The organism is Hoeflea sp. 108, from assembly GCF_000372965.1.
In the GTDB taxonomy this organism is placed as follows: Bacteria; Pseudomonadota; Alphaproteobacteria; order Rhizobiales; family Rhizobiaceae; genus Aminobacter.
This window is the reverse complement of record NZ_KB890024.1, coordinates 1,123,805-1,142,953: the sequence shown is the minus strand read 5'-3', so window position 1 is coordinate 1,142,953 and position 19,149 is coordinate 1,123,805. Positions and strand designations below refer to the sequence as shown.

Below are 19,149 nucleotides of genomic sequence, written 5' to 3'. Positions count from 1 at the left end.
ATGTTCGGAAGCAAAAAGGCCCGGCGTGGGAGCGCCGGGCCTTTCGCCACCGCAGCCTTGTTCCCCTATCCTGCAAGGCTGCGGTAGATAGAAGGAAGAGCCGCAGGCAGCTTCGCGATGTTGCCGACCACCGCAAATCCATTGTGGCCGAACAACGTCGGTATGTAGGATTTCGCTTCCCGGTCGACCGTCACGCCAAAGACCTTGAGGCCGCTCTGCCTTGCCTCCATCACCGCGCGGCGGCTGTCTTCCAGTGCAAAGCGACCCTCATAGTGGTCGAGATCGTTGGGCTTGCCGTCGGTCAGCACCAGAAGCAGCTTCTTGCGGTTCGGCTGCCGGGCCAGCTCGGCGCTGGCATGTCGGACGGCGGCCCCGATCCGAGTGTAGTAGCCCGGCTTCAGCGCGGCGATGCGAGCTTCGACCGCAGCACCCATAGGTTCGTCGAAGGCCTTGACTGTCTCCACGCGGACCCAGTCACGCCGTCGCGACGTGAAGGTAAGGATAGAATGGTTGTCGCCGCAGACAGCGAGCCCATTGGCCAGGATCAGGAGTGCCTCTTTCTCGACGTCGAGGACCTGACGATCGTCGAACCAGGCATCCGTCGAGAGCGACACGTCGACCAGGATTGTGACGGCGAGATCATGCGCCTGCGGCCGACTCATCAAGTGGATGCAGTCGCTGCCCTGGCCACCGGCGGCCAGATCGCAACGACTGCGTACGACAGCATCGAGATCAAGGTCGGCGCCATCGAATTGAGCGCGCAGCATCTCACGTCGCGGTCGCAGCACCTCGAACTGACGGCGTACCTTGCGGATGATGCGCCGAATCTCGAGGTCAGGTTCCTCGACCGTTCCAGTTTCCGCTGCAGGCGCGGCCAGCACCCGACAATGGCCGGTCAGATAGGTGCCGGTCCGGAAATCCCATTCGGGATAGGTCAGTTCCGCCGTTAGCGGCGTCCGATCAAGCGCTTCCGGCGGCAGGTCGAGGTCGAAGCGGAATCGTGATGCCGGGCGTCCCTTGCGCTCGCCGAGCGTCATATTGTCGAGGTCCTCGGCCGCCTTGGCATCATCGTCACTGTCATCAGAGGGACGATCGACATTGACCATCTCGGCCATCGCCAGGATCTTCTCGAAGCGGTTGAGGATGAACGGACTGCGGTCGTCCTTGCGATCCTCCTGATTCTCGCGCACCGCAACCTGGCGCTCGATCTCGGCGCCGCCGGCATCTCGGCCTCCAGTAGCCGGTTCGTCCTCGTCGCGGCGGGAGGCGGTCTCGGGCCGCAACAGCGCGTCTGGCCACAAGGGTGTGGGCAGCATCGGCAGGTACCCCGCCGGAGCGCGGGGCGGAAAGATCGCCGCCAGGGTGTCGTCGGGCAAGCCTGCGTGCCGCCGGAGCAAGCTGGTTACCCTCCGCTCGACATGCGCCTCGACCGATGGCAATGGGCCGCGATGACGCGCGGCGAGCGTCGCCTCGGCCAGTCGTCGATAGCGGCGGCCCAACCCCGGAAAGACTTGCATCACGCTTGCAACCGTCGCCTCGGCCCGTCGCAAGACCGCAAGGTCGCGCAGCAGCGGGTCCACATCCAGGACCGGATCGAGCGGCATGAGCGCCATGTAGGCGGAAAGCCAGACATAAAGATCGCGGTTGAGCTGACGATCTGGAAACAGGTCGATCACCGCAGGCAACATCAGCGACCATCCGTCACGAGCCGGCTGGGCGAGCTTCTCTTCGCCAAGCCCCATGCGCTGGCGCCAGCCGAGGCGATGGCCCGATGTCTTGCCGCGTAGAGTTGCGATCTGGATGGCCCCTTCGCCGCCAAAGCCCCGAAAACAGACGGCCAGCATCGGCTGAATGGCGGCCAGATGCACCGCATGCTCAGGACAACGCGGCCAAGTCTGGACATGGCCGATCAGGCGATGCCAGGCGCGGCCGACTGTCTCTTCCAGCTCGAGAAGATCAAGCATGGCCGGTCTCAACGGATCAGGGAATCGGCAAGCTCGACCAACGCCGCCTTGACGTCGGGCTCGTCGGTCAGCGGTTCGATCAAGGCTGCGAGCACGGCTTCCCTGGCGGGCAGCCCGGCGTCGATCAGGGTGGCGCAATAGACGAGCAAGCGGGTGGACGCGCCCTCCTCCAGATCGTGCCCCTTGAGCGCACGGATGCGCCGGGCGAGTTCGACCAGCGGAGCGACCTGGTCTTCGGCCAGTCCGCTTTCCGTCGACACCACGGCGATTTCTTTCGCCCTGGGCAGGAAGTCGAATTCGATGGCGACAAAACGCTGGCGGGTGCTTGGCTTCAGGCTTTTCAATAGGTTCTGGTAGCCGGGATTGTAGGAAACGACGAGCATGAAGCTTGCCGGCGCCGCCAGCTGTTCGCCGGTGCGCTCGAGCGGCAAGATGCGACGATCGTCGGTCAGCGGGTGCACCACCACTGCAACGTCCTTTCGCGCCTCGACGATCTCATCGAGGTAGCAGATGCCACCTGCACGCACTGCGCGTGTCAGCGGCCCATCGACCCACACGGTGTCGCCGCCCGTCAGGAGATAGCGTCCGGTAAGGTCAGCGGCGGCGAGATCGTCATGGCATGAGACGGTAGAGAGCGGCAGGCCGAGCTTTGCCGCCATGTGGCTGACGAAGCGGGTCTTGCCACATCCGGTCGGGCCTTTGAGCAGCAGCGGCAGTCGCCGCGCCCAGGCGAGCTCGAACAGGGCGCACTCGTTGCCGGAGGGATTGTAATGGGCCGGGCTGTCGGCAACGGGACGGACGTTCGGCAATCTAGTCGTCATAGGGGCGATGGTCATCGGGGGAACTCCGTGGGGAAACGGCTTCAGGTGCGGAGCCGACCCCGGACGAGCCGGGGCCGGAAAACAGGGTCATTCGGCGGGCTGGAGAATGCGGGCCGACTTTGAGCGGTGTTCGTGGCCGGGAACGAGAACCGCCCACATGAACATCAGTGCCGAAATGACGACCACGACACCGGAACCGAGGCGTACCCAGTAGAACAGGGCTAGCTGGTCCTGCACGTCCATGTAGCTCTCGCCCAGCACGCGCTGGAGGTGCACCTGGACAACGCCTGCGAAGGTGAGCGCGAAGGTCATCACCGACATCGCCGTCACCATCATCCAGAAGCTCAAGATCGAGAGCCACTGGTTGTAAGGCGCTCGCCCCTTAATCTCGGGGATGGCATAGGCCATCATCGCCAGATTGAGCATCACATAGGCGCCGAAAAATGCGAGGTGTCCGTGCGCCGCCGTCACCTGCGTGCCATGGGTGTAGTAGTTCACCGACGACAGCGTATGCAGAAAGCCCCAGACGCCGGCGCCAAAAAACGCCATGACGGAGCAGCCGATCGACCACAGCAGTGCTGCCTTGTTGGGATGGTTGCGGCCGGCCTTCCAGGTCATGTGGAAAGTAAACAGCACCATCGAGAAGAACGGCGCCACTTCGAGTGTTGAAAACAGCGAGCCGATCCATTGCCAGTAGCCAGGCGCGCCAATCCAATAATAGTGATGGCCGGTGCCGAGGATACCCGAGAACAAGGCGAGGCCGACGATAACGTAGAGCCACTTCTCCACCACCTCGCGGTCGACGCCGTTGAGCTTGATCATCAGGAAGGCGAGCACCGACGCCATGATCAGCTCCCACACACCCTCGACCCAGAGATGGATGACGTACCACCAGTACATCTTGTCGAGCGCGAGGTTTGACGGGTTGTAGAACGAGAACAGGAAGAAGATCGCCAACGCCCAAAGCCCGAACAGAAGGATGTTGGTGACGGCGGTCTTGCGCCCCTTCAGCGCCGTCATGGTGATGTTGAACAGGAACATCAGCACGACAACGACGATGCCCACCTTGATGATGAAGGGCTGTTCGAGGAATTCGCGGCCCTCGTGAATGCGAAACAGGTAACCGACCACGGCGATGCCGGCCGCTATGAAGAACATCCAGAACTGGAGGATCGCCAGCTTCGGGCTGTAGAGTTCGGTCTCGGTCTCTTCGGGCAGCAGGTAGTAGGTTGCGCCCATGAAGCCCATCAAGAGCCAGACCACCAGCGCGTTGGTGTGGATCATGCGGATGATGTTGAAAGGCAGAAGCTCGGACAGGGTGTTGGGCAGCACGTAGATCGTGCCCGCGAGCACGCCGAAGGCGACCTGTGCCAGGAACAGGACTAGCGCGCCGTAGAAATAGGTCATTGCGATCTTTTGCGTTTGGTACTTCATGTCTCTCTCCTCGCGCTCAGCCGGCCTGGTTCGGTGGCCAGTTCTGGGTCTTGATGCGGCTCGTCCACTCGAGGAAGTCGGCGAGGTCGTTCAGTTCCTGGTCGGTGAGGTTGAACTGCGGCATCTGCCGCCGGCCCTCGATCCCCGAGGGCTGCGCGGCCATCCACGCCTTGAACGTTTCGCGGGCACCGGCGGGATCGGTGTCTCCGCCATAACGTTTCCAGACATTGCCGAGCTCGGGCGCGAAATAGGCCCCCTCGCCCAGGATGGTGTGGCAGTTGATGCAGGAATTGCGCTCCCAGACATGCTTGCCGCGCGCTACCGAGTCCGTCAGCGTCTTCTCGTCGGTCGAGGTGGTGCGCATGTAGAAGTGGCTGTGGGCGGTAAGCCCCACAAAGATTGCGAAGAAGAAGATCGAGCCGCCGTAAAAGACGTTTCGAGCCCCCGTTTTTGTGAGGCGTTCTGCCATCACGCGTTCCTTTCCCAGTCAGATTCCCGCAGATGCCGAACGATTCATCCCCGACGGGCAGGCCGCCGCTCTCCGGATCAGTTCCGGGCCGGAACCTTCTATGAATTCGGGGGGAACGGTCTTTGCGATTTGGCAAACAAAGCAGCTCAGCCGACAGCGAGCTGGATGATTGCGACCTTTGCCACTGCAAGCACGGCAAGGATCGCGCACCACCCGACAAGGGCGCGACCGACAGTCTTACTGCGGCGAAGCCCCATGAAATCGAGGACGACGAGGCGGGCCTTGAGCATCGCCAGTGACAATACGAAGCCAAGGCCGACAAGGCTGCCGGCGAAACCCACTGCCAGCGCGCTCGCGGACGTCAGACCAAGAAGCACGAGCCAGACCCGCAACAGGTGCTTTTCGGTGCCGCTACCCATGCCGGTCACGCCAGGTAGACGATTGGGAACATGACGATCCAGATCAGGTCGAAGACGTGCCAGAGCGTGGTGATGAGGATTATGTTCGACTGCTCCATCTTCCATCTGACGAGCAACAGCACCGCGGAGCCGAAGAGGACATGCAGCAGGTGGAAGCCGGTCAGAAGGAAATAGAGTTCGAAGAAGGCGCCATAGGCTTCACCTCCGACATGGGCGATCTCGCCGCTATATTCGAACAGCTTGATTGCAACGAAACCGAGGCCCAGCAAGGCAGCGCGCACCAGCGACCTTTGCCTTCGCGCCCGTGGCATACCTGGACGGGCAGCGCGGGCGGCCTGCCAGCCGCTGGTGAGCAGCACCGCGGTATTCAGGGCAGCAAGCGGCGTATTCAGATGCAATCGTGCCGCGGCAAACGCCTCCGCCTGGAAGATACCGGCGACCATGAAGGCCGCGAGCAGGATGCCGAACGCGGCAAGTTCGCTCCAAACCAGTATCCAAAGCAGGAAATCGCCCGCGTCAGGAGCCTCTTCTTCCTTGGTGGCCACTGTCATATCCATGCCGCTTCATAGGCGGGCGGCGGCAGCGTTTCTTTGCGTTTGCGCAAGGTGGCAGGGGCGAAAAGCTGCAAGATCGGTTCATCAGCATCAATCCCGTGGAGCCGGCGATGAGCAGCGCACAGTTCGGACTTTCCGTCGCCACACCGATCATCATCGGTTTCGCGCTGCTGCTCTATCGTATGGGCGTCCTGCAGCGCACGGGTGCAGCTTCCGCCGTTCTCGCATCGGTCGCGATTGCCGCGATCCTATTCCTCAATCAGTAGCCTGCTCCAGACAGCCCCGATGAACCGCCCGACAGCATCCAACCGCTTAGCCTCCCTTGAGCTGCTGTACGGCCGGACGCTTCGCATCTGCGACGAACTCGAGGAAGTCGCCGACACCCTGCCCAATCCCGACCGCCGTCTTTGCCGGCGGCTGGCGGTCGATCTCGTAGAGAGCGTTTCAGTCGTGACCCGGCGCGAAGAGCAGTATCTGTTTCCCCTCCTCGTCACCCCGGACGAAACGGCCATTGTTACGAGGCTGCGCGAGGAGCATGCGCAAGACCGCTCGACCGCAACGGCTATCGCACGCGCCCTCATCAATCTTGCTCGCGGCCGCGCCGTCGGTTCCCACGAGGCGATCGGCTACATGTTGCGTGCCTATTTCCTCGGCGTCCGTCGCCACGTTGCCTTCGAACTGACGCTGCTTGCCTCAGTCAAGGCCACCGCCGGCCGGAACTGACTGACCCTCCACGCCCTGGTTCCGGATCTCCGAAGACTGAGACCGTCGCTGTCATCTGCGGCAAGTTGCAGTCAAACACTTGCTAAATTGTCGCACTGCAACATCTGTTTGCGCTGCAACAAAGAAGGATTGCCGACAAGCGCCTAATCTCCTGACCGTAACAACAGGCAACATCACGCAGAAGGAGATCTAGATATGTTGACGCGACGCGAAGCACTCTTGGGTACGGCCACAGGTGCGGCAGCGGCCGCGCTTCTCGGTTCGGTCCTGGCGACCCCGGCTCTGGCGCAGGCCAAGGTGGCCGATGTCGCCGGCTTGCCGAGGATCAAGGTCGACCTCGTCGCCCCGCCGTTTGCCCATGCTCATGACCAGGTCGCCAAGGGCGGACCCAAGGTCATCGAATACCGCATGACCATCAAGGAGCAGCCCATGGTCATCGACGGCGAAGGCACCACGCTGAGGGCAATGACCTATGAAGGTTCCATGCCCGGGCCGCTCATGATCGTGCATGAGGGCGATTATGTCGAACTCACGCTGGTCAATCCCGAAACAAACGAGATGCCGCATAACATCGATTTCCATGCAGCCACCGGCGCGCTGGGCGGTGGTGCCCTCACCCACGTCAACCCGGGAGAGCAAGCGGTTCTGCGCTGGAAAGCGACCCGCACCGGCACCTTCGTCTACCACTGCGCGCCGACCGGCATGATTCCCTGGCACGTCGTCTCCGGTATGAGCGGCGCGGTCATGGTCCTGCCGCGCGACGGACTGAAGGACGAGAATGGCAAGGCGCTTAAGTATGACCGCATCTTCTACATCGGCGAGCACGACCTCTACGTCCCGCGCGACGAGAACGGCAAATACAAGAAATACGACAGCCTCGGCGACAGCTATGACGAGACGCTGAAAGTGATGCGGGGCCTGATCCCGACCCACGTCGTCTTCAACGGCAAGGTCGGTTCGCTGACCGGCGACCACGCCCTCAAGGCAAAGGTTGGCGAGACAGTGCTGTTCATCCACGCCCAGGCCAACCGGGACAGCCGTCCTCATCTGATCGGCGGCCACGGCGACCATGTGTGGGAAGAAGGCAAGTTCGCCAACGCGCCGGCCAAGAACCTCGAAACCTGGTTCATTCGCGGCGGATCTGCGGGTGCGGCGCTCTACACCTTCCTGCAGCCAGGGGTCTACGCCTACGTCAACCACAACCTGATCGAGGCTGCCGAACTCGGCGCAACGGCTCATGTGGTCGTCGACGGCGAATGGGATGACGACCTGATGAAACAGGTTGCAGCACCCGGCCCGATCCCGACCAACTGACCGGCGGTAAACCTTCACTGTCCAATTCGGCCCGCCGGCGCGCACGCCTGCGGGCCGTTTTTTTTCAAGGGGCTAACAGGAGCCCAACAATGAAACCACGAAATCTGCTTCTGGCTTCGGCCGCGATCCTTCCAGCACTTGCACTGTCGGTCTATTTGCCTCTGCACGTGCCTGCCCGGCCGTCGGCCTTGCCTGACATGGCCTCTCCCCAGACGGTAGTCGTTGCCCCGGGGCAGTTGACCTACAGGCTGCCGGGCGAATTCCAGAACGCCGACCTGCCCGTCGATGCGCCTGAGAAGCGGGTCCGCTTCCGCCGCTCGTTCGACATCATGACCTATCAGGTGAGCGCCGCCGACTATGCTCGATGTGTTGCCGATGGTGCTTGCGAGGCAGCCGATGGCGCCGTCGAACGAGCTGGCGACCTGCCAGCCACCGGCGTCAGCTTCCGCGACGCGAACGCCTATGCGCAATGGCTGTCCGATAAGACCGGCGCGACATGGCGCCTGCCAACCGATGAGGAATGGGCTTTCGCCGCGGCCGAACGCTTCAGCGACCGGGGACCGGATCTGGCCGGCGGCGACACCATCGCACGCTGGCTGGCGCGCTATCGAAGCGAGTCCGAAGCGGCGAAAGGGCGCGACCCCGAACCCAAGCCGCAAGGGCATTTCGGCGTCAACTCCAACGGTCTCCGTGACGTCGGCGGCAATGTCTGGGAATGGACGACGACGTGCTACCGCAGGGTCGCCCTCGGCAACAATGGGCGCATCGACACCAGCACCGACAATTGCGGCGTGCGCGTCGTCGGGGGCAAACATCGCGGCTACATGTCGTTCTTCATTCGCGATGGCAAGAGCGGCGGCTGCGCGGCAGGTCTTCCACCAGATAATCTCGGTATCCGGCTGGTGCGGGAGCGCCCGTCGATGCTCTCTTCCTTCAAGGCGCTCTGGCGTGGCGCCGCAGGCTAGCAGATGCCGACAATGAGGCCCGGATTTCCCATGGAGATCCGGGCCTTTGTATTTCCGGCAGTTCGGGACGTCCTTACGACGACGCGGGATTGGGATGTCGTGCCCGCAAGCGCGGACGCAGCAGAATGCCGCCGTAAACTGCGGCATAACCGAGGAAAGCGAGTGTCCAGGCGGCGGCCGACAAATGCAGCAGCGATGTCATGGCGGGCAGGAAGGCATAGCCAATTCTGAGGATTGCCGACGCGATCACGGCAACGAAGACCATGCAGGTGGCATTGCCGGCATGCAATTCGCGCCCCGTATGCCCCAGTGTTGCCCGGGCCATCACCGCCAAGGTCATCGTGCCGATGGCCCCTGTTCCGAAAGCGTGCAGGCCTGCGGCCGGAGCCACGACATCGGGCAATGCGACTGCAAGCCCGGCCAACGCGAACCCGACCGGCACGAAGGCATAGGCAACATGCAGGACAAACACCAGCGGATCGCGCAAGGTGCGGTCACCGGCCCAGCGAGCGAGCCGTACCACGTTCAGCCCTGCTGCGACTGCCAGGACTGCACCGCTTGCCGCATGATCCGGGAAACAGGTCCAGGCCAAAAGGGCGACCGCCGAGCCTACGATCGTAACGGCATCGAAGCTGTTGAACGGCACCGGCAAGCGCCCTTGCCCGTGGCGCGCCAGCCAGTTGCGGGTGAAGCTCGGGATGATGCGGCCCCCGATAATCATGATCAGCACCACGGTGGCGCCGATCCCCAGCCGGCGAGCGATATCGGCCTCGCCGTTGAAGTGCACTTCGAGGTGGTAGACGACATTGGCTGCAAACATGACGCTGACCGGTGCGAGCACTTTGAGGTTGCGCCAGTTGCGGCCGGCGATGATCTCGACTGCGGCTGCGACGGCTACCGCCAGCAGGAAGGAGCTGTCGATCATTGCGGCCGCGAGCCAACCAATGCCGACCGAGAAGAACACCGCCAAGCGGCCGGCCAGCCAGATAGCCACCAGCGCCGCGAGCGCCCCCCCCTGCACCGGCAGCCGGCCGGTCCAGTTGGGAATGGCCGTGAGCAGGAAGCCGGTTACAATGGCCGCGACATAGCCAAAGATCATCTCGTGGATGTGCCAGTCAACCGGCGCAAATGTGCTCGCCGTCGCTAGACGCCCGTAAATCATCGGCAGCCATGCCAGTATGGCCAGTCCTGCAAAGAGCGAGCCAAGCAGGAAGAACGGGCGGAACCCGTAAGACAGAACGGCGGGATAGTTGCCTGGCCGGACACGGGGAATGGCCATTGTGCACTCCTTTCCAAGAAAGCAAAAAAGGCCGGGCAGAACCTGTCTACCCGGCCTTGTCTGGGAAATTTCGGGCGTAACCGCCACGGCTCAGTTGGTGGGCACCTGTGCCAGCAACCCTTCGAACACTTTCTTGGCCTTGCCGGTCTGCTTGACCGCCTTTGCCTGTTCGAGATTGCTCGGCTTGCCGACCACGATCAATGCCACCATGCCCATGCCGTAATGCGGCGTGCACTTGACGCCGTAGACGCCTTCCTTGTCGAGCGTGACGGTGATCTGCTCGTTCATCTTGCCCTTGAAGGGCGTTGCCCCCTCGGGGATCATGTCCTTGATGCTCTCGGCATCGTGGGATTTGTCTGTCGGCACGAAGGTGACGGTATCGCCTGGTGCCGCGACGATGAAATCGGGCTGGAACACCATGGCCCCCTTTTCGCCCTTGTTCAGCATCTGGACCTGATGATCGGCTGCCTGTGCGGCGCCGGCCAGAAGGGCCGCTGCAAAAGCGGCCGCAACAACAACTGCATGTCTCATCGTCTTTTCCCATGTTCTTGCATGACGGCTCCAGCCGTCAGCCCTCTGTAGGGTCCGCCCGTGTCGAGAACTTTGATCCAACGCAAACTTGACCGGGATTTCAGGAATATTGCGCTGCTTGTGTCAGTCCGATGGCCTGTGACATTCTGGCGCTCGACAGCGAATGCCGATTTGGAGCACTGGGCTCGGCACTGTCAGGAGATACGGAATTGAGCCGACTCAATCGCTCGCTGATTGCAGGCATGCCTATATTCCAGGGAATGGCCCCTGCCGAGCTGGATGGCATGCTCGTGAAAGCGCGCTCGCTGCGCATCGCCAAGGACCAGACGGTGTTCGAACAGGAAGGCGAGGCCCACTCCTTCTTCCTGCTGCTCAGCGGCCATGTGCGGGTTGTCAAGACTACGCCCGACGGCCAGCAGGTCATCGTCCGCTACATCAGCCCGGGTGAACTGATGGGCATCGCCCATGCTTTGGGGCGCACCACCTATCCGGCCAGTGCTGTCGCCGCCGTCGACTGTGTCGTGCTGGCATGGCCCGGCCATCTGTGGCCCGAAATGGCCGCAAATTTCCCGAATTTCGGCGCCGGAACCTACAAGACCGTCGGCGCTAGGCTGCAGGAAACGCAGGCGCGCGTCGTCGAACTCGCCACCGAACAGGTCGAACAGCGCGTTGCACATGCCCTGCTGCGGTTGGTCAAACAGACGGGCCGCAAGACCGAAGAAGGCATCCTCATCGACTTCCCGATTTCGCGGCAGGACATTGCCGAAATGACGGGCACCACATTGCACACGGTCAGCCGCCTGCTCACCGCCTGGGAAGAAAAGGGGTTGGTCAAGAGCGGGCGCCAGAAGGTGACCGTGATCGAACCACACCGGCTGTTTGCGCTGGCCGAGGGCCAGGCTGACAAGGGCTGATCCAAGAGCTCATTTCATCAATTTCGTCAGGTCCGCGACCAGCAAATCTTCATCGAGAAGATGCTCTCGTGCGGCATCAGACACCGTATGGAACGAGGCGATCGGGCAACCGACGCAAAGCATGCCATGGCCCAGAATGACCCGGATCGAACCGGGCCACCGGCGCATGATGGTGTCCATCGTCATGTCGTGGTCGAAACGTGACTTCATTGTCGGGCTACCCGATTGTCGGGCCCAATCATGAGCTGGCCGGCGCGTTCCATCATTGCGCATGGACAAAGAGACCGACGATCGCAATGTGCCGGCATCGCGAACAACAGATTGTCGCGGTCTGAGCGTTTGGCGGGCAGCTCCGGGGCGTCCTCGCCATCTCGAAGAGGGCGGCCTATTCGATCCGGCTGGAGCCAGCCGCCCAGAATGTTTCGCATCGCGCGCATGACTATTCTCGATCCGATCGGGATCAGATCGTCACGAAAGTCATGGTCTGGATTGTAGTGTTGGATATTGCTCGCCTGCCCCGAGGAAGAACATCACCGATGCTGCGCTGTGGCCAAACAGGCCAAAGTCTTCCGATGCGTGCATCGGTCGCAATGCTTGTGACCGACATGCGGCGCGCAGCAGACCTCGCGACTGTGCACGCTATCCCAGGCTACAGCCCTCTCCTCCAGCACTTCACTAGATCTGGAATATGGTCGCAGGCCGGGCTTGCGGGATCGGGAAAAGAGAATGGCAGTTCAGCGGAAGTCTGACTGGTGCACGAAACCTTTGCGCCGGCAAATATCGCCGCCGAAACTACGTTGTTGCCGCGGTTTTCCCTCTACTCCCACTCGATGGTGCGCCCTATGGGCTAACCACTTGAAAAACAAAGCGGAAAAATTTTCTTGAGGGGCCATATGCCGCCGCAGCCACCGTCAAAAAGCTATCGCTCTTGAAATCATTAGCTTTTTTCGGCTGATCGGCTCGAAAAAAAATTCGTCATCTATCGCCGGTGACGGTCGTCGCTTCAGTTCGAGGAACAGACAGCGAATGTCTTCGCAAGAACTACATCATACCGACTCGCGGTTCCATTTTCCATCCTACTCAGGAGATTCGGGAGCCGTTCAAGGGAATAGTCTGATGAGGGGAAAGCCTTCCCCTGCGACCGAGCCAAGGTCTCGCCGACCCCTTCTGCGGGGAGACCCCGCAACGCCCCCTGTAAAGCGGCGGGAACGTACGCCATGAAGACACACGATCTTGAAAAGCCGGGCTTGATCGCGTACATCTTGAACAAGTACGATCTTCAAGGATGACGGAGATGCCCCAAGCAGCCGTGGATGACAACAAGCGCATGAACCTGCGGGTTTCGCCGGAGACCAAGGCCAAGCTCGTGCGCGCCGCTGCACTGCGCAACACCGATCTGACTAACTTCGTGACGCAGACCGCCTTGCGCGAAGCCGAGGCTGTCATCGAAGCGGCCGAGGTCGTTCGCCTCTCGGCGCGCGATCATTCGCGTGTGCTTGAACTCTTGGAAAATCCCCCCAAGCCCAATGTGAAGCTGCGGGCAGCGATAGCGGCGTTGCCTGATACCCTATGAGGCTTCCGGCCTGGAAAGAGGAAGCAATCGCGAAATCGCATGATCGCCAGTCCTTCGACTGCGGCGATCCCGCGATGAACGATTTTCTTCGACGCTTTGCGCGTCAGAGCCACGAACAGAACGCCTCAAAAACCTTCTGCGCAATCGACGTTGCCACGGCCAACCGTGTCCTCGGCTTCTACACGCTCGCCCCCTCTGCCGTGGCGCATGAGGACGTGCCGGCGTCGATGACGAAAGGGCTGGCTCAGCACGAGGTCTCGGGCTTTAAGTTGGCCCGGATCGCAACGGATGTCACAGTCGCGGGCCTCGGCCTGGGCGGTCAGCTTCTCGCAGCCGCGGCGCTTCGTTGCCTGCGCATCGCGTCCGAAGCCGGCGGCGTGCTGCTGATTATCGACGCCAAGGGCGAACGTGCGGCTCAATGGTACGCCAGTTACGGGGCTGAGCCGCTTCAGAGTCGGCCGCTCACATTGGTCATGCCGCTCGCCACCTTCGCCGCCGATCTCAAGGGTAAGGGTCTTCTCTGACGGTCGTTCACCGACGTAAAATGCTTAAGATGAGTGGGAGAAAATGCCGGCAACTGCGTTCTCAGTAAGGTTCGCGCGCGAGCTTGATGTTGATCAACTGGCAATCTTGATGACCGGCCAGCAGCCGACGTCAGCACGCGACGGAGCTGAACTCCTCAGCGCTTCTGGCGATGCGATCCGCTCCGATATTCAGTGTTCATCGTGCGGAAAATTCGGTGCGCACATTGTTCGCTCCGCAAGGTCGCGGGCGTCTAAGGCGATTCTCCGACAAGCACACTTCAGGTTTGTCGATCCGAATGGCGGCGACGCCCACCATCCATTCTGCGAATTCCACGGGAACGACGAAACTCGTTCGACCCAAGATAGCCTCCTCGACTTCGGATCGGAAAAAAGCGCGGAAACAAGAGCCATACGGCTGCTGGTATGTAAGGGTATCGAGCAATGCATATTTGACCAGCGTCGTATCAGGGACATGCGGCAGTGGTTCTTCGATCTTAAATCCGCCACCCGCTTCACGGTATCAATGCCGTTGGAGGCTATCTCTTGGGCCCATGCACTTCAGCGCCATCCCTACTACCAGCGCTGGCAGTTCCACCCATCCCAAGCAGAGATGCCCGCCTTCGACTGGAAAGCCGCCGCAAAAAAACAGTTCACCGAAGAGCACCTTCACCTGTTCGAACTGGTGAAGGGCGGATTGCTACCGTTCGAGGACGCGACGTGGCGGCAAGCGAGTGAACTTGCCCAGAAAAATCATGGGCGCGAGGTGTTCGACGTCACCAAGCTCCAGCCGTACTACGAGGCCGCGATCTCACTGTGCACCTTCGTCGCCGCGAATGGCGGCGTCGATTTCGGCAAGCGGCAGCCCGAAATCTATCGATGGAAAGGTGCGCCACCGGCATTGCTTGCCCTATGCGCGCTTGTGCTGTTCGTCTCCGATTGGGACATGAACGCGGCGATCGCAGCCTTCGCCAAGCTGCTGTGTGCGCCGGAACCAAGCGACGTCGCGCTCGGTAACGTCATCGGACTCAACCCCTTTCACGAGTACGGCGCGTGGCGCCTCGTTATCGCCTCCGGCGAGGTCGCCGCCAAAAGCCCGAACGGACTGGATTACAACGCCCAGCTTGCCGCCATCGAGGCTGCATTGCGCGAGCAGCATCGGCAGTGGAAGGAAAACCAGCACTAGAGTCGCCGCTGCCTTTAGGCGATTAGTTCTATCTCGCCTGGCTCGAACCACTCCTGCCGTATCATCGCGTCTCGTGCCAGCGTCGGATCAGCAGTGTAGTAAACGACGGCGAGGCTTTGCTCGGCGCGGCTGCACGTCACGTAAAATAGTCGCCGCGTCCGATCGATGGTCGTCTCCTTCCCGGCCGCTTCATTCTCAAGATCCGTCTTGCTCTTCGTCTTCGTCGCGAAGAGCTTGTCATAGGCGAACATGAAGCCACGGGCTTCATCGTCGCTAACGACAACCATTACCCTCGGAAATTCTAGCCCTTTTACCCCCTGGTGCGTGTCGAACTGCGAGATGCCACGAACGTAGCGATCATATCGCTCGATCTGGTCGAAGGGTGCCTCCAGTGCCAAGCGCCAGCCGCCCAACTCGCTTTTGACATCGACTTCCTCTTCCTGGTCGCCAGCGTCATCGGCTGCGTCAATCTCGCCTTCCGAGCCGACGGCATCGGCGGCGGAAAACGGGACCAGCACCTCGGGGATCGTGAAGAGATTGGTTTCGGCGACATAGCGCAAGACCGAGCGCGCGGTGGGTTTCTGACCCCTATTCACCAAGGCCAGCAGGCCATCGCAGGCAGCCTTGACCTTGCTGAGAATGTCGACCTGCTTCTCGCCGGCAGCCTCAAGCGCTTTACGCTCGAGAAGTGGCGATGTGTGCCGAACGACTGCTGCGACGGCAAATCGATCTCCGGCGCGCAGGGCCGCGACCAGCGGCAATATTTCGCGGGTGAAAAGTCCAATGCCTGCACCTGTCCCTTGCAGAAAGCTCGTGCGGATGCGCTCGACCCCGTAGAGAGGCTCGAAGAACTGTTCAAAGCCAAACCGGCGCGCGGACATCAGGTGCTCCAGCGCCAGCGTCTTGATCGCGTCGGCTCCCTCCGCCCAATTCCGATCGCCGGTGATCTCCGCCATTCGTGCAGCGACGGAGGCCTCGGCCGCGGTCTTGTCGGCTATCGCCTGCGAGATGACGAACAGCCGAACAACGCCCTGCTCAGCATCGCTGCGCGGCTGCTGTTCCTCTCCATCCTCATCTCGTCTAATTTTGTTGATGAGCGTGATGACCCGTGTGGGGCAACGATGGTTCATCCGCTTCCTCGGCCTGGCCCAGACCTGCGGGATCGCCTCCGCTAGACGCTCCTTACCATCGGCGTAGATACGCTGCATCGTGTCGCCGAAAAGTCCGAGGCAAAAGGCGTCGCGATAACGCGCCTCGACATCGAGCAGCGCATCCATGAGCCTCCGGCTGGTATCTTGGCTCTCGTCGATCAACAAAATTGGGAAGCGGGTCACCAGCAGCCGGCGCAAACCCGGCTTTGCGCTGAGAAAATCGGCGGTCATGGCGATGACCTCAGCGTGGCTCAGGGAATCCCGCGTACGGTTGTCGCCGGTAGGGCTGTAAACGAATCGCGTAATTCCGGCGAGGTTCTCGCGGCGACGCCGCTTGCTTTCTATAGAGCGAGCGCGGTCGGACGCAGCCTTGCTGTTTGCCCGCCCCTTCGCCTGTGCCACTTCCAGCTCGGCGATATCCGCAAGGAGCCTGGTCGACAGCCACTCTCGAATATCACCGTCATAACCAGCAATCAGCGACCACGCGAACGCGTGAATGGTTGATACCTCCACGCGAGGATCGAACTCGAGCCGTTGCTTGATCTCGTCGCAGGCGGCATTAGTGTAAGTGATCACCCCGATCTTCTGACCGGATAGCGATAACCGCCGGCCCTGTTCCTTACATACCGTTCGGATCGCCTCGACGAGCGACCGCGTCTTGCCCGATCCGGCGCCAGCGTAAAGAAAGAAGCTCCTAGGCTTCTCGACGTTCAGGCAGGCCAGGATCGTTTCGTCTGCTTCGGAATCAAAGTGGTCGTCAACCGCGCTCATGCGTCGGCCCCTTCGATTTCTGCGACGACGAGCTCTTCGACCGGCGGGTTAACCTCGACCTCTTCCTTGGGCGGCGCTTCCTTAACCAGAGGCAGAATCTCCACCTGCTTTTTCTTAAGCTGTGCGAGTAGCCACTCAAGCCCCTCGGCGATGTAGCGCGGCACGACGATCGTGTCGAAGTTCTCAGCCTCCATCACGTCAAGCGCAAACTCGGCCTTCTTGCCGCTCTTGAGGGCGAGATACATTTGCTCGCCGACAGCGGCCGCCCCGCCACCATTCGCGATGGCATCGCGAAACTTGCGGACCAGGCCAGTGCCATCCAGTGCGGAGAAGAAGTTAAGATTCTCGAACGCCAGCGCATCCTCAAATGTATACGGATATGCGACCTCCGGCCCCACGATACCCGGGGACGTCACGCCCAACGGGATCTGATACGCGGCCCGCACAGCAAAGAGCGGATCGTCGTCTTCATGCAGCGTCTTCGTCGCGCCGTCTGCTCGCATTAGCTCATCAATGTCGTCGAGCTTTGGCACCCACGTCTTCAGCGTGGCATTATTGGTTTTCTGGCCAGAACCTTTCGCGGGTTGGACGGAGGCGCCGCCCGTTCCATCCAGCGTATCCAAGTCAGTGATAATCAGGGTGAGCAGACCGAGGTGATCGATCAAGGGCTTGAGACGGTGCGCGTGGCTTCCGCCGATCTCAAGCAGGGTGATGTAACACTGATTGAGCTCGTCGTAGTGCGCTCGAATGAAATTCGGGACGAGCATGCGTTCGGCCGGGCCCTCCACCAAAATGGCCGCGTCGGCAAAGAACAGGTCAGCGTGTTGGGCTCGAAGATAGCGAGTCACGAAACGTTCGGTCTCACTACCCGGACCAAAAACCTCTGACAGATTGATAACAGTGGAGACCGGCACTTTCGCGGCCATACCCGCAGGCAGCCGCCGGAAGTAGCGCAGGCAAGAGAACGACGTCTCATGCGCGACATGGCTCGAATGGGTGCTAACCACCAACTGCGTGCGCAGCTTTTGGCTGTTACCGAGGTCCTCGTGCGCACGCAGCACCGCATAAGCCTTCTTGATGAAGACTTGCTGGACCTGCGCGTGCAAATGCGCTTCCGGCTCCTCGACCAGGACAAGGTGGAGAGGCTCGGTCGTGGTCACTGTCACGCCTGTTGATGCCTTACCGACACGCATCCAAGCATCACGAAAGCTCATCAACCGGAATATCATGGAGATGAGGTTTTGATAGCCGAGGCCGTTATTTGCCTCAGGCAACCGCAACACAGGCGTCGTCGCGCCGTCCTCGGCAATGACGTCTACCTCGAAACTGATCGCCGCGTTGTGGTTGAGACCGTCGATAGCTTTTAAGCGTGTCGAAACGCGCGGGCGTGGATCGGTTACACCAGGGTATCCCATACCCTCGACCTCGGTGAATGCCGCCTTGAAACTCTCGGTTAGGCGCTTGTCGAACGCGTCCTGGGCGGCTTCTATTGCCTGCAACGCGCCAAGGTCCTTCGGATCAGGTCCCTTCGTCGGGTCGAGGTGCTTGGCGTAGTAGCTTCTGAGCTGGTCGGACAGGCGACTCCCGCTCGCCGCTGCGGGAGCATCATCATCCTCCGCAGCCTGCTGCTCCTCACCGAAGCCCCTCTGCGCCGGTATGTCATGAACGCGGATCAAGCCGCTCAGCGGGTCGCCATCGATTGGCCGAGAACCGCCCGGAAGGGCCTGCGGACGCGCCAGAGATTTTGCAGGAGCGACAAGCTGACCCGGGTCTAGCGAATAGGCCCGAATGGTAAAGTGCGTTGACAAACGCTTGCTCAGGAAATCGATCAAACTCTCCGGCCAGATCGTAAGCTTGGGCGGAGTAGGCGGCGGATCAGCGTCGGGATTCTCTGCGATGGCGGCCGTGTTCGCCGCCGTCCTCATCGCCTCGGCGTCGCTCACCGCGCCCATGTACTCTTTGTACAAGAGCGCAAGGTCTTTCGGCTCGTAGCGAAGCCGAACGCCGAGTCTTCCTCCCTCCCAATCCAAGGTCGGAATGAGGTCACGGACGTGATGCATCTCCCCCGCCTCGACGTGCAACCACAGGTCCAAAGTCGGCAGGGCGCTAACCCACGGGTCGACGACCAGATCAACGATTTCCTCCGCGTTGCGGGCAGCTATCCACGCTTCGCCTAACGCAATGATTGTGGGCCAATGGCACAACGTGAAATCGTGCATCTCGAATGGACAGCGGCGCGGCGACAGGAAGCGACGTAGCGCAAGCATGGCCGAAGTCTTGCCGCTGTTATTCGCTCCCACGAAGAGTGTGGTCGCGTCCGAAAGGTCGACCCGCGTCGACAATAGCTTCCTGAAATTGGCAATCTCTAAAAATTCAATATGCATTATCAGCGCCCCACCCCGAACCGCGGCAACATTAATGTGTGACTGCTTCGCAGGAGCCTCCGAAATTCGATTTCGGATAGTCCGAACTTATGAAGTCCATTCTCACGACGAGACAAAATGTGTCGGCCGGTAGGAGCGATCGGCCGCGACGCCAAGTGTTGCGCCGCACCGATCCT

The 19,149-nt window shown here is 61.2% G+C and carries 19 protein-coding genes and 1 pseudogene; 8 read left to right on the top strand and 12 right to left on the bottom strand.

Translation table 11 applies throughout. The features are described 5' to 3' along the window. Positions 1-65: 65 nt before the first annotated feature. The 6 genes from B015_RS0105665 to B015_RS0105640 all read right to left on the bottom strand — a co-directional run bounded on the left by B015_RS0105665 (position 66) and on the right by B015_RS0105640 (position 5,664). Entirely contained in the window at positions 66-1,964 is a 1,899-nt protein-coding gene (locus B015_RS0105665; RefSeq protein WP_018426698.1) for a nitric oxide reductase activation protein NorD, read from the bottom strand. Between the two features lie 8 nt (positions 1,965-1,972). Further along, the gene (locus B015_RS0105660) at positions 1,973-2,785 is read right to left on the bottom strand and encodes a CbbQ/NirQ/NorQ/GpvN family protein (protein WP_026226934.1); all 813 of its coding nucleotides are present in this window, start codon (positions 2,783-2,785) and stop codon (positions 1,973-1,975) included. Between the two features lie 87 nt (positions 2,786-2,872). Beyond that, positions 2,873-4,219 carry a cbb3-type cytochrome c oxidase subunit I gene (locus tag B015_RS0105655; RefSeq protein ID WP_026226933.1) on the bottom strand — a complete coding sequence of 449 codons (1,347 nt, stop codon included), beginning with the start codon at positions 4,217-4,219 and terminating at the stop codon, positions 2,873-2,875. A gap of 16 nt (positions 4,220-4,235) precedes the next feature. Beyond that, entirely contained in the window at positions 4,236-4,688 is a 453-nt protein-coding gene (locus B015_RS0105650; protein WP_018426695.1) for a cytochrome c, read from the bottom strand. Positions 4,689-4,834: 146 nt separating this feature from the next. Further along, positions 4,835-5,107 (bottom strand): cytochrome C oxidase subunit IV family protein, encoded by a 273-nt coding sequence (locus B015_RS30495; protein WP_018426694.1) that lies wholly within the window; start codon positions 5,105-5,107, stop codon positions 4,835-4,837. 5 nt (positions 5,108-5,112) lie between these two features. Continuing rightward, on the bottom strand, positions 5,113-5,664 hold the full coding sequence (locus B015_RS0105640) for a cytochrome c oxidase subunit 3 (protein ID WP_026226932.1): 552 nt from the start codon (positions 5,662-5,664) through the stop codon (positions 5,113-5,115). 107 nt (positions 5,665-5,771) lie between these two features. On the opposite strand from B015_RS0105640, the gene B015_RS32995 reads away from it, so the two are divergent. The 4 genes from B015_RS32995 to B015_RS0105620 all read left to right on the top strand — a co-directional run bounded on the left by B015_RS32995 (position 5,772) and on the right by B015_RS0105620 (position 8,663). After that, positions 5,772-5,927 (top strand): hypothetical protein, encoded by a 156-nt coding sequence (locus B015_RS32995; RefSeq protein WP_018426692.1) that lies wholly within the window; start codon positions 5,772-5,774, stop codon positions 5,925-5,927. A 19-nt stretch (positions 5,928-5,946) separates the two neighbouring features. Beyond that, positions 5,947-6,384 (top strand): hemerythrin domain-containing protein, encoded by a 438-nt coding sequence (locus B015_RS30490; protein WP_018426691.1) that lies wholly within the window; start codon positions 5,947-5,949, stop codon positions 6,382-6,384. Positions 6,385-6,579: 195 nt separating this feature from the next. Continuing rightward, positions 6,580-7,698, top strand: a complete 1,119-nt coding sequence (gene nirK / locus B015_RS0105625) for a copper-containing nitrite reductase (RefSeq protein WP_018426690.1) — start codon at positions 6,580-6,582, stop codon at positions 7,696-7,698. An 89-nt stretch (positions 7,699-7,787) separates the two neighbouring features. Next, complete coding sequence (locus B015_RS0105620; RefSeq protein WP_018426689.1) at positions 7,788-8,663, top strand: SUMF1/EgtB/PvdO family nonheme iron enzyme; 876 nt, start codon at positions 7,788-7,790, stop codon at positions 8,661-8,663. A gap of 73 nt (positions 8,664-8,736) precedes the next feature. Here the strand turns inward: B015_RS0105620 and B015_RS0105615 are convergent, their stop codons facing one another. Together B015_RS0105615 and B015_RS0105610 are read right to left on the bottom strand one after the other, a co-directional pair. Then, positions 8,737-9,942: an NnrS family protein gene (locus B015_RS0105615; protein ID WP_018426688.1), complete on the bottom strand. Its 1,206-nt coding sequence runs from the start codon at positions 9,940-9,942 to the stop codon at positions 8,737-8,739. 90 nt (positions 9,943-10,032) lie between these two features. Further along, a complete protein-coding gene (locus B015_RS0105610) occupies positions 10,033-10,473 on the bottom strand; it encodes a pseudoazurin (RefSeq protein WP_018426687.1) in 441 nt (146 codons plus the stop codon). 209 nt (positions 10,474-10,682) lie between these two features. Between B015_RS0105610 and B015_RS0105605 the strand changes: the two genes are divergently transcribed. Further along, entirely contained in the window at positions 10,683-11,387 is a 705-nt protein-coding gene (locus B015_RS0105605) for a Crp/Fnr family transcriptional regulator (protein WP_026226931.1), read from the top strand. A 9-nt stretch (positions 11,388-11,396) separates the two neighbouring features. Here the strand turns inward: B015_RS0105605 and B015_RS0105600 are convergent, their stop codons facing one another. Both B015_RS0105600 and B015_RS33785 read right to left on the bottom strand, forming a co-directional pair. Continuing rightward, the gene (locus B015_RS0105600; RefSeq protein WP_018426685.1) at positions 11,397-11,597 is read right to left on the bottom strand and encodes a DUF1858 domain-containing protein; all 201 of its coding nucleotides are present in this window, start codon (positions 11,595-11,597) and stop codon (positions 11,397-11,399) included. Positions 11,598-11,797: 200 nt separating this feature from the next. Continuing rightward, a pseudogene (locus B015_RS33785) lies at positions 11,798-11,984 on the bottom strand (amidohydrolase); the annotation flags it as partial. Between the two features lie 697 nt (positions 11,985-12,681). Between B015_RS33785 and B015_RS0105595 the strand changes: the two are divergent. Genes B015_RS0105595 through B015_RS0105585 form a run of 3 tightly spaced genes read left to right on the top strand, consistent with a single transcriptional unit; the run spans position 12,682 to position 14,667 of the window. Beyond that, on the top strand, positions 12,682-12,960 hold the full coding sequence (locus B015_RS0105595; RefSeq protein ID WP_026226930.1) for a DUF1778 domain-containing protein: 279 nt from the start codon (positions 12,682-12,684) through the stop codon (positions 12,958-12,960). Then, entirely contained in the window at positions 12,957-13,484 is a 528-nt protein-coding gene (locus B015_RS0105590) for a hypothetical protein (protein ID WP_018426683.1), read from the top strand. The genes B015_RS0105595 and B015_RS0105590 overlap by 4 nt, the downstream gene beginning before the upstream one ends. 43 nt (positions 13,485-13,527) lie before the next feature. Continuing rightward, positions 13,528-14,667, top strand: a complete 1,140-nt coding sequence (locus tag B015_RS0105585) for a hypothetical protein (RefSeq protein WP_018426682.1) — start codon at positions 13,528-13,530, stop codon at positions 14,665-14,667. 14 nt (positions 14,668-14,681) lie between these two features. Here the strand turns inward: B015_RS0105585 and B015_RS0105580 are convergent, their stop codons facing one another. Together B015_RS0105580 and B015_RS0105575 are read right to left on the bottom strand one after the other, a co-directional pair. After that, on the bottom strand, positions 14,682-16,589 hold the full coding sequence (locus B015_RS0105580) for a UvrD-helicase domain-containing protein (protein WP_018426681.1): 1,908 nt from the start codon (positions 16,587-16,589) through the stop codon (positions 14,682-14,684). Then, entirely contained in the window at positions 16,586-18,973 is a 2,388-nt protein-coding gene (locus B015_RS0105575) for an AAA family ATPase (RefSeq protein WP_018426680.1), read from the bottom strand. The genes B015_RS0105580 and B015_RS0105575 overlap by 4 nt, the downstream gene beginning before the upstream one ends. Positions 18,974-19,149: the final 176 nt, after the last annotated feature.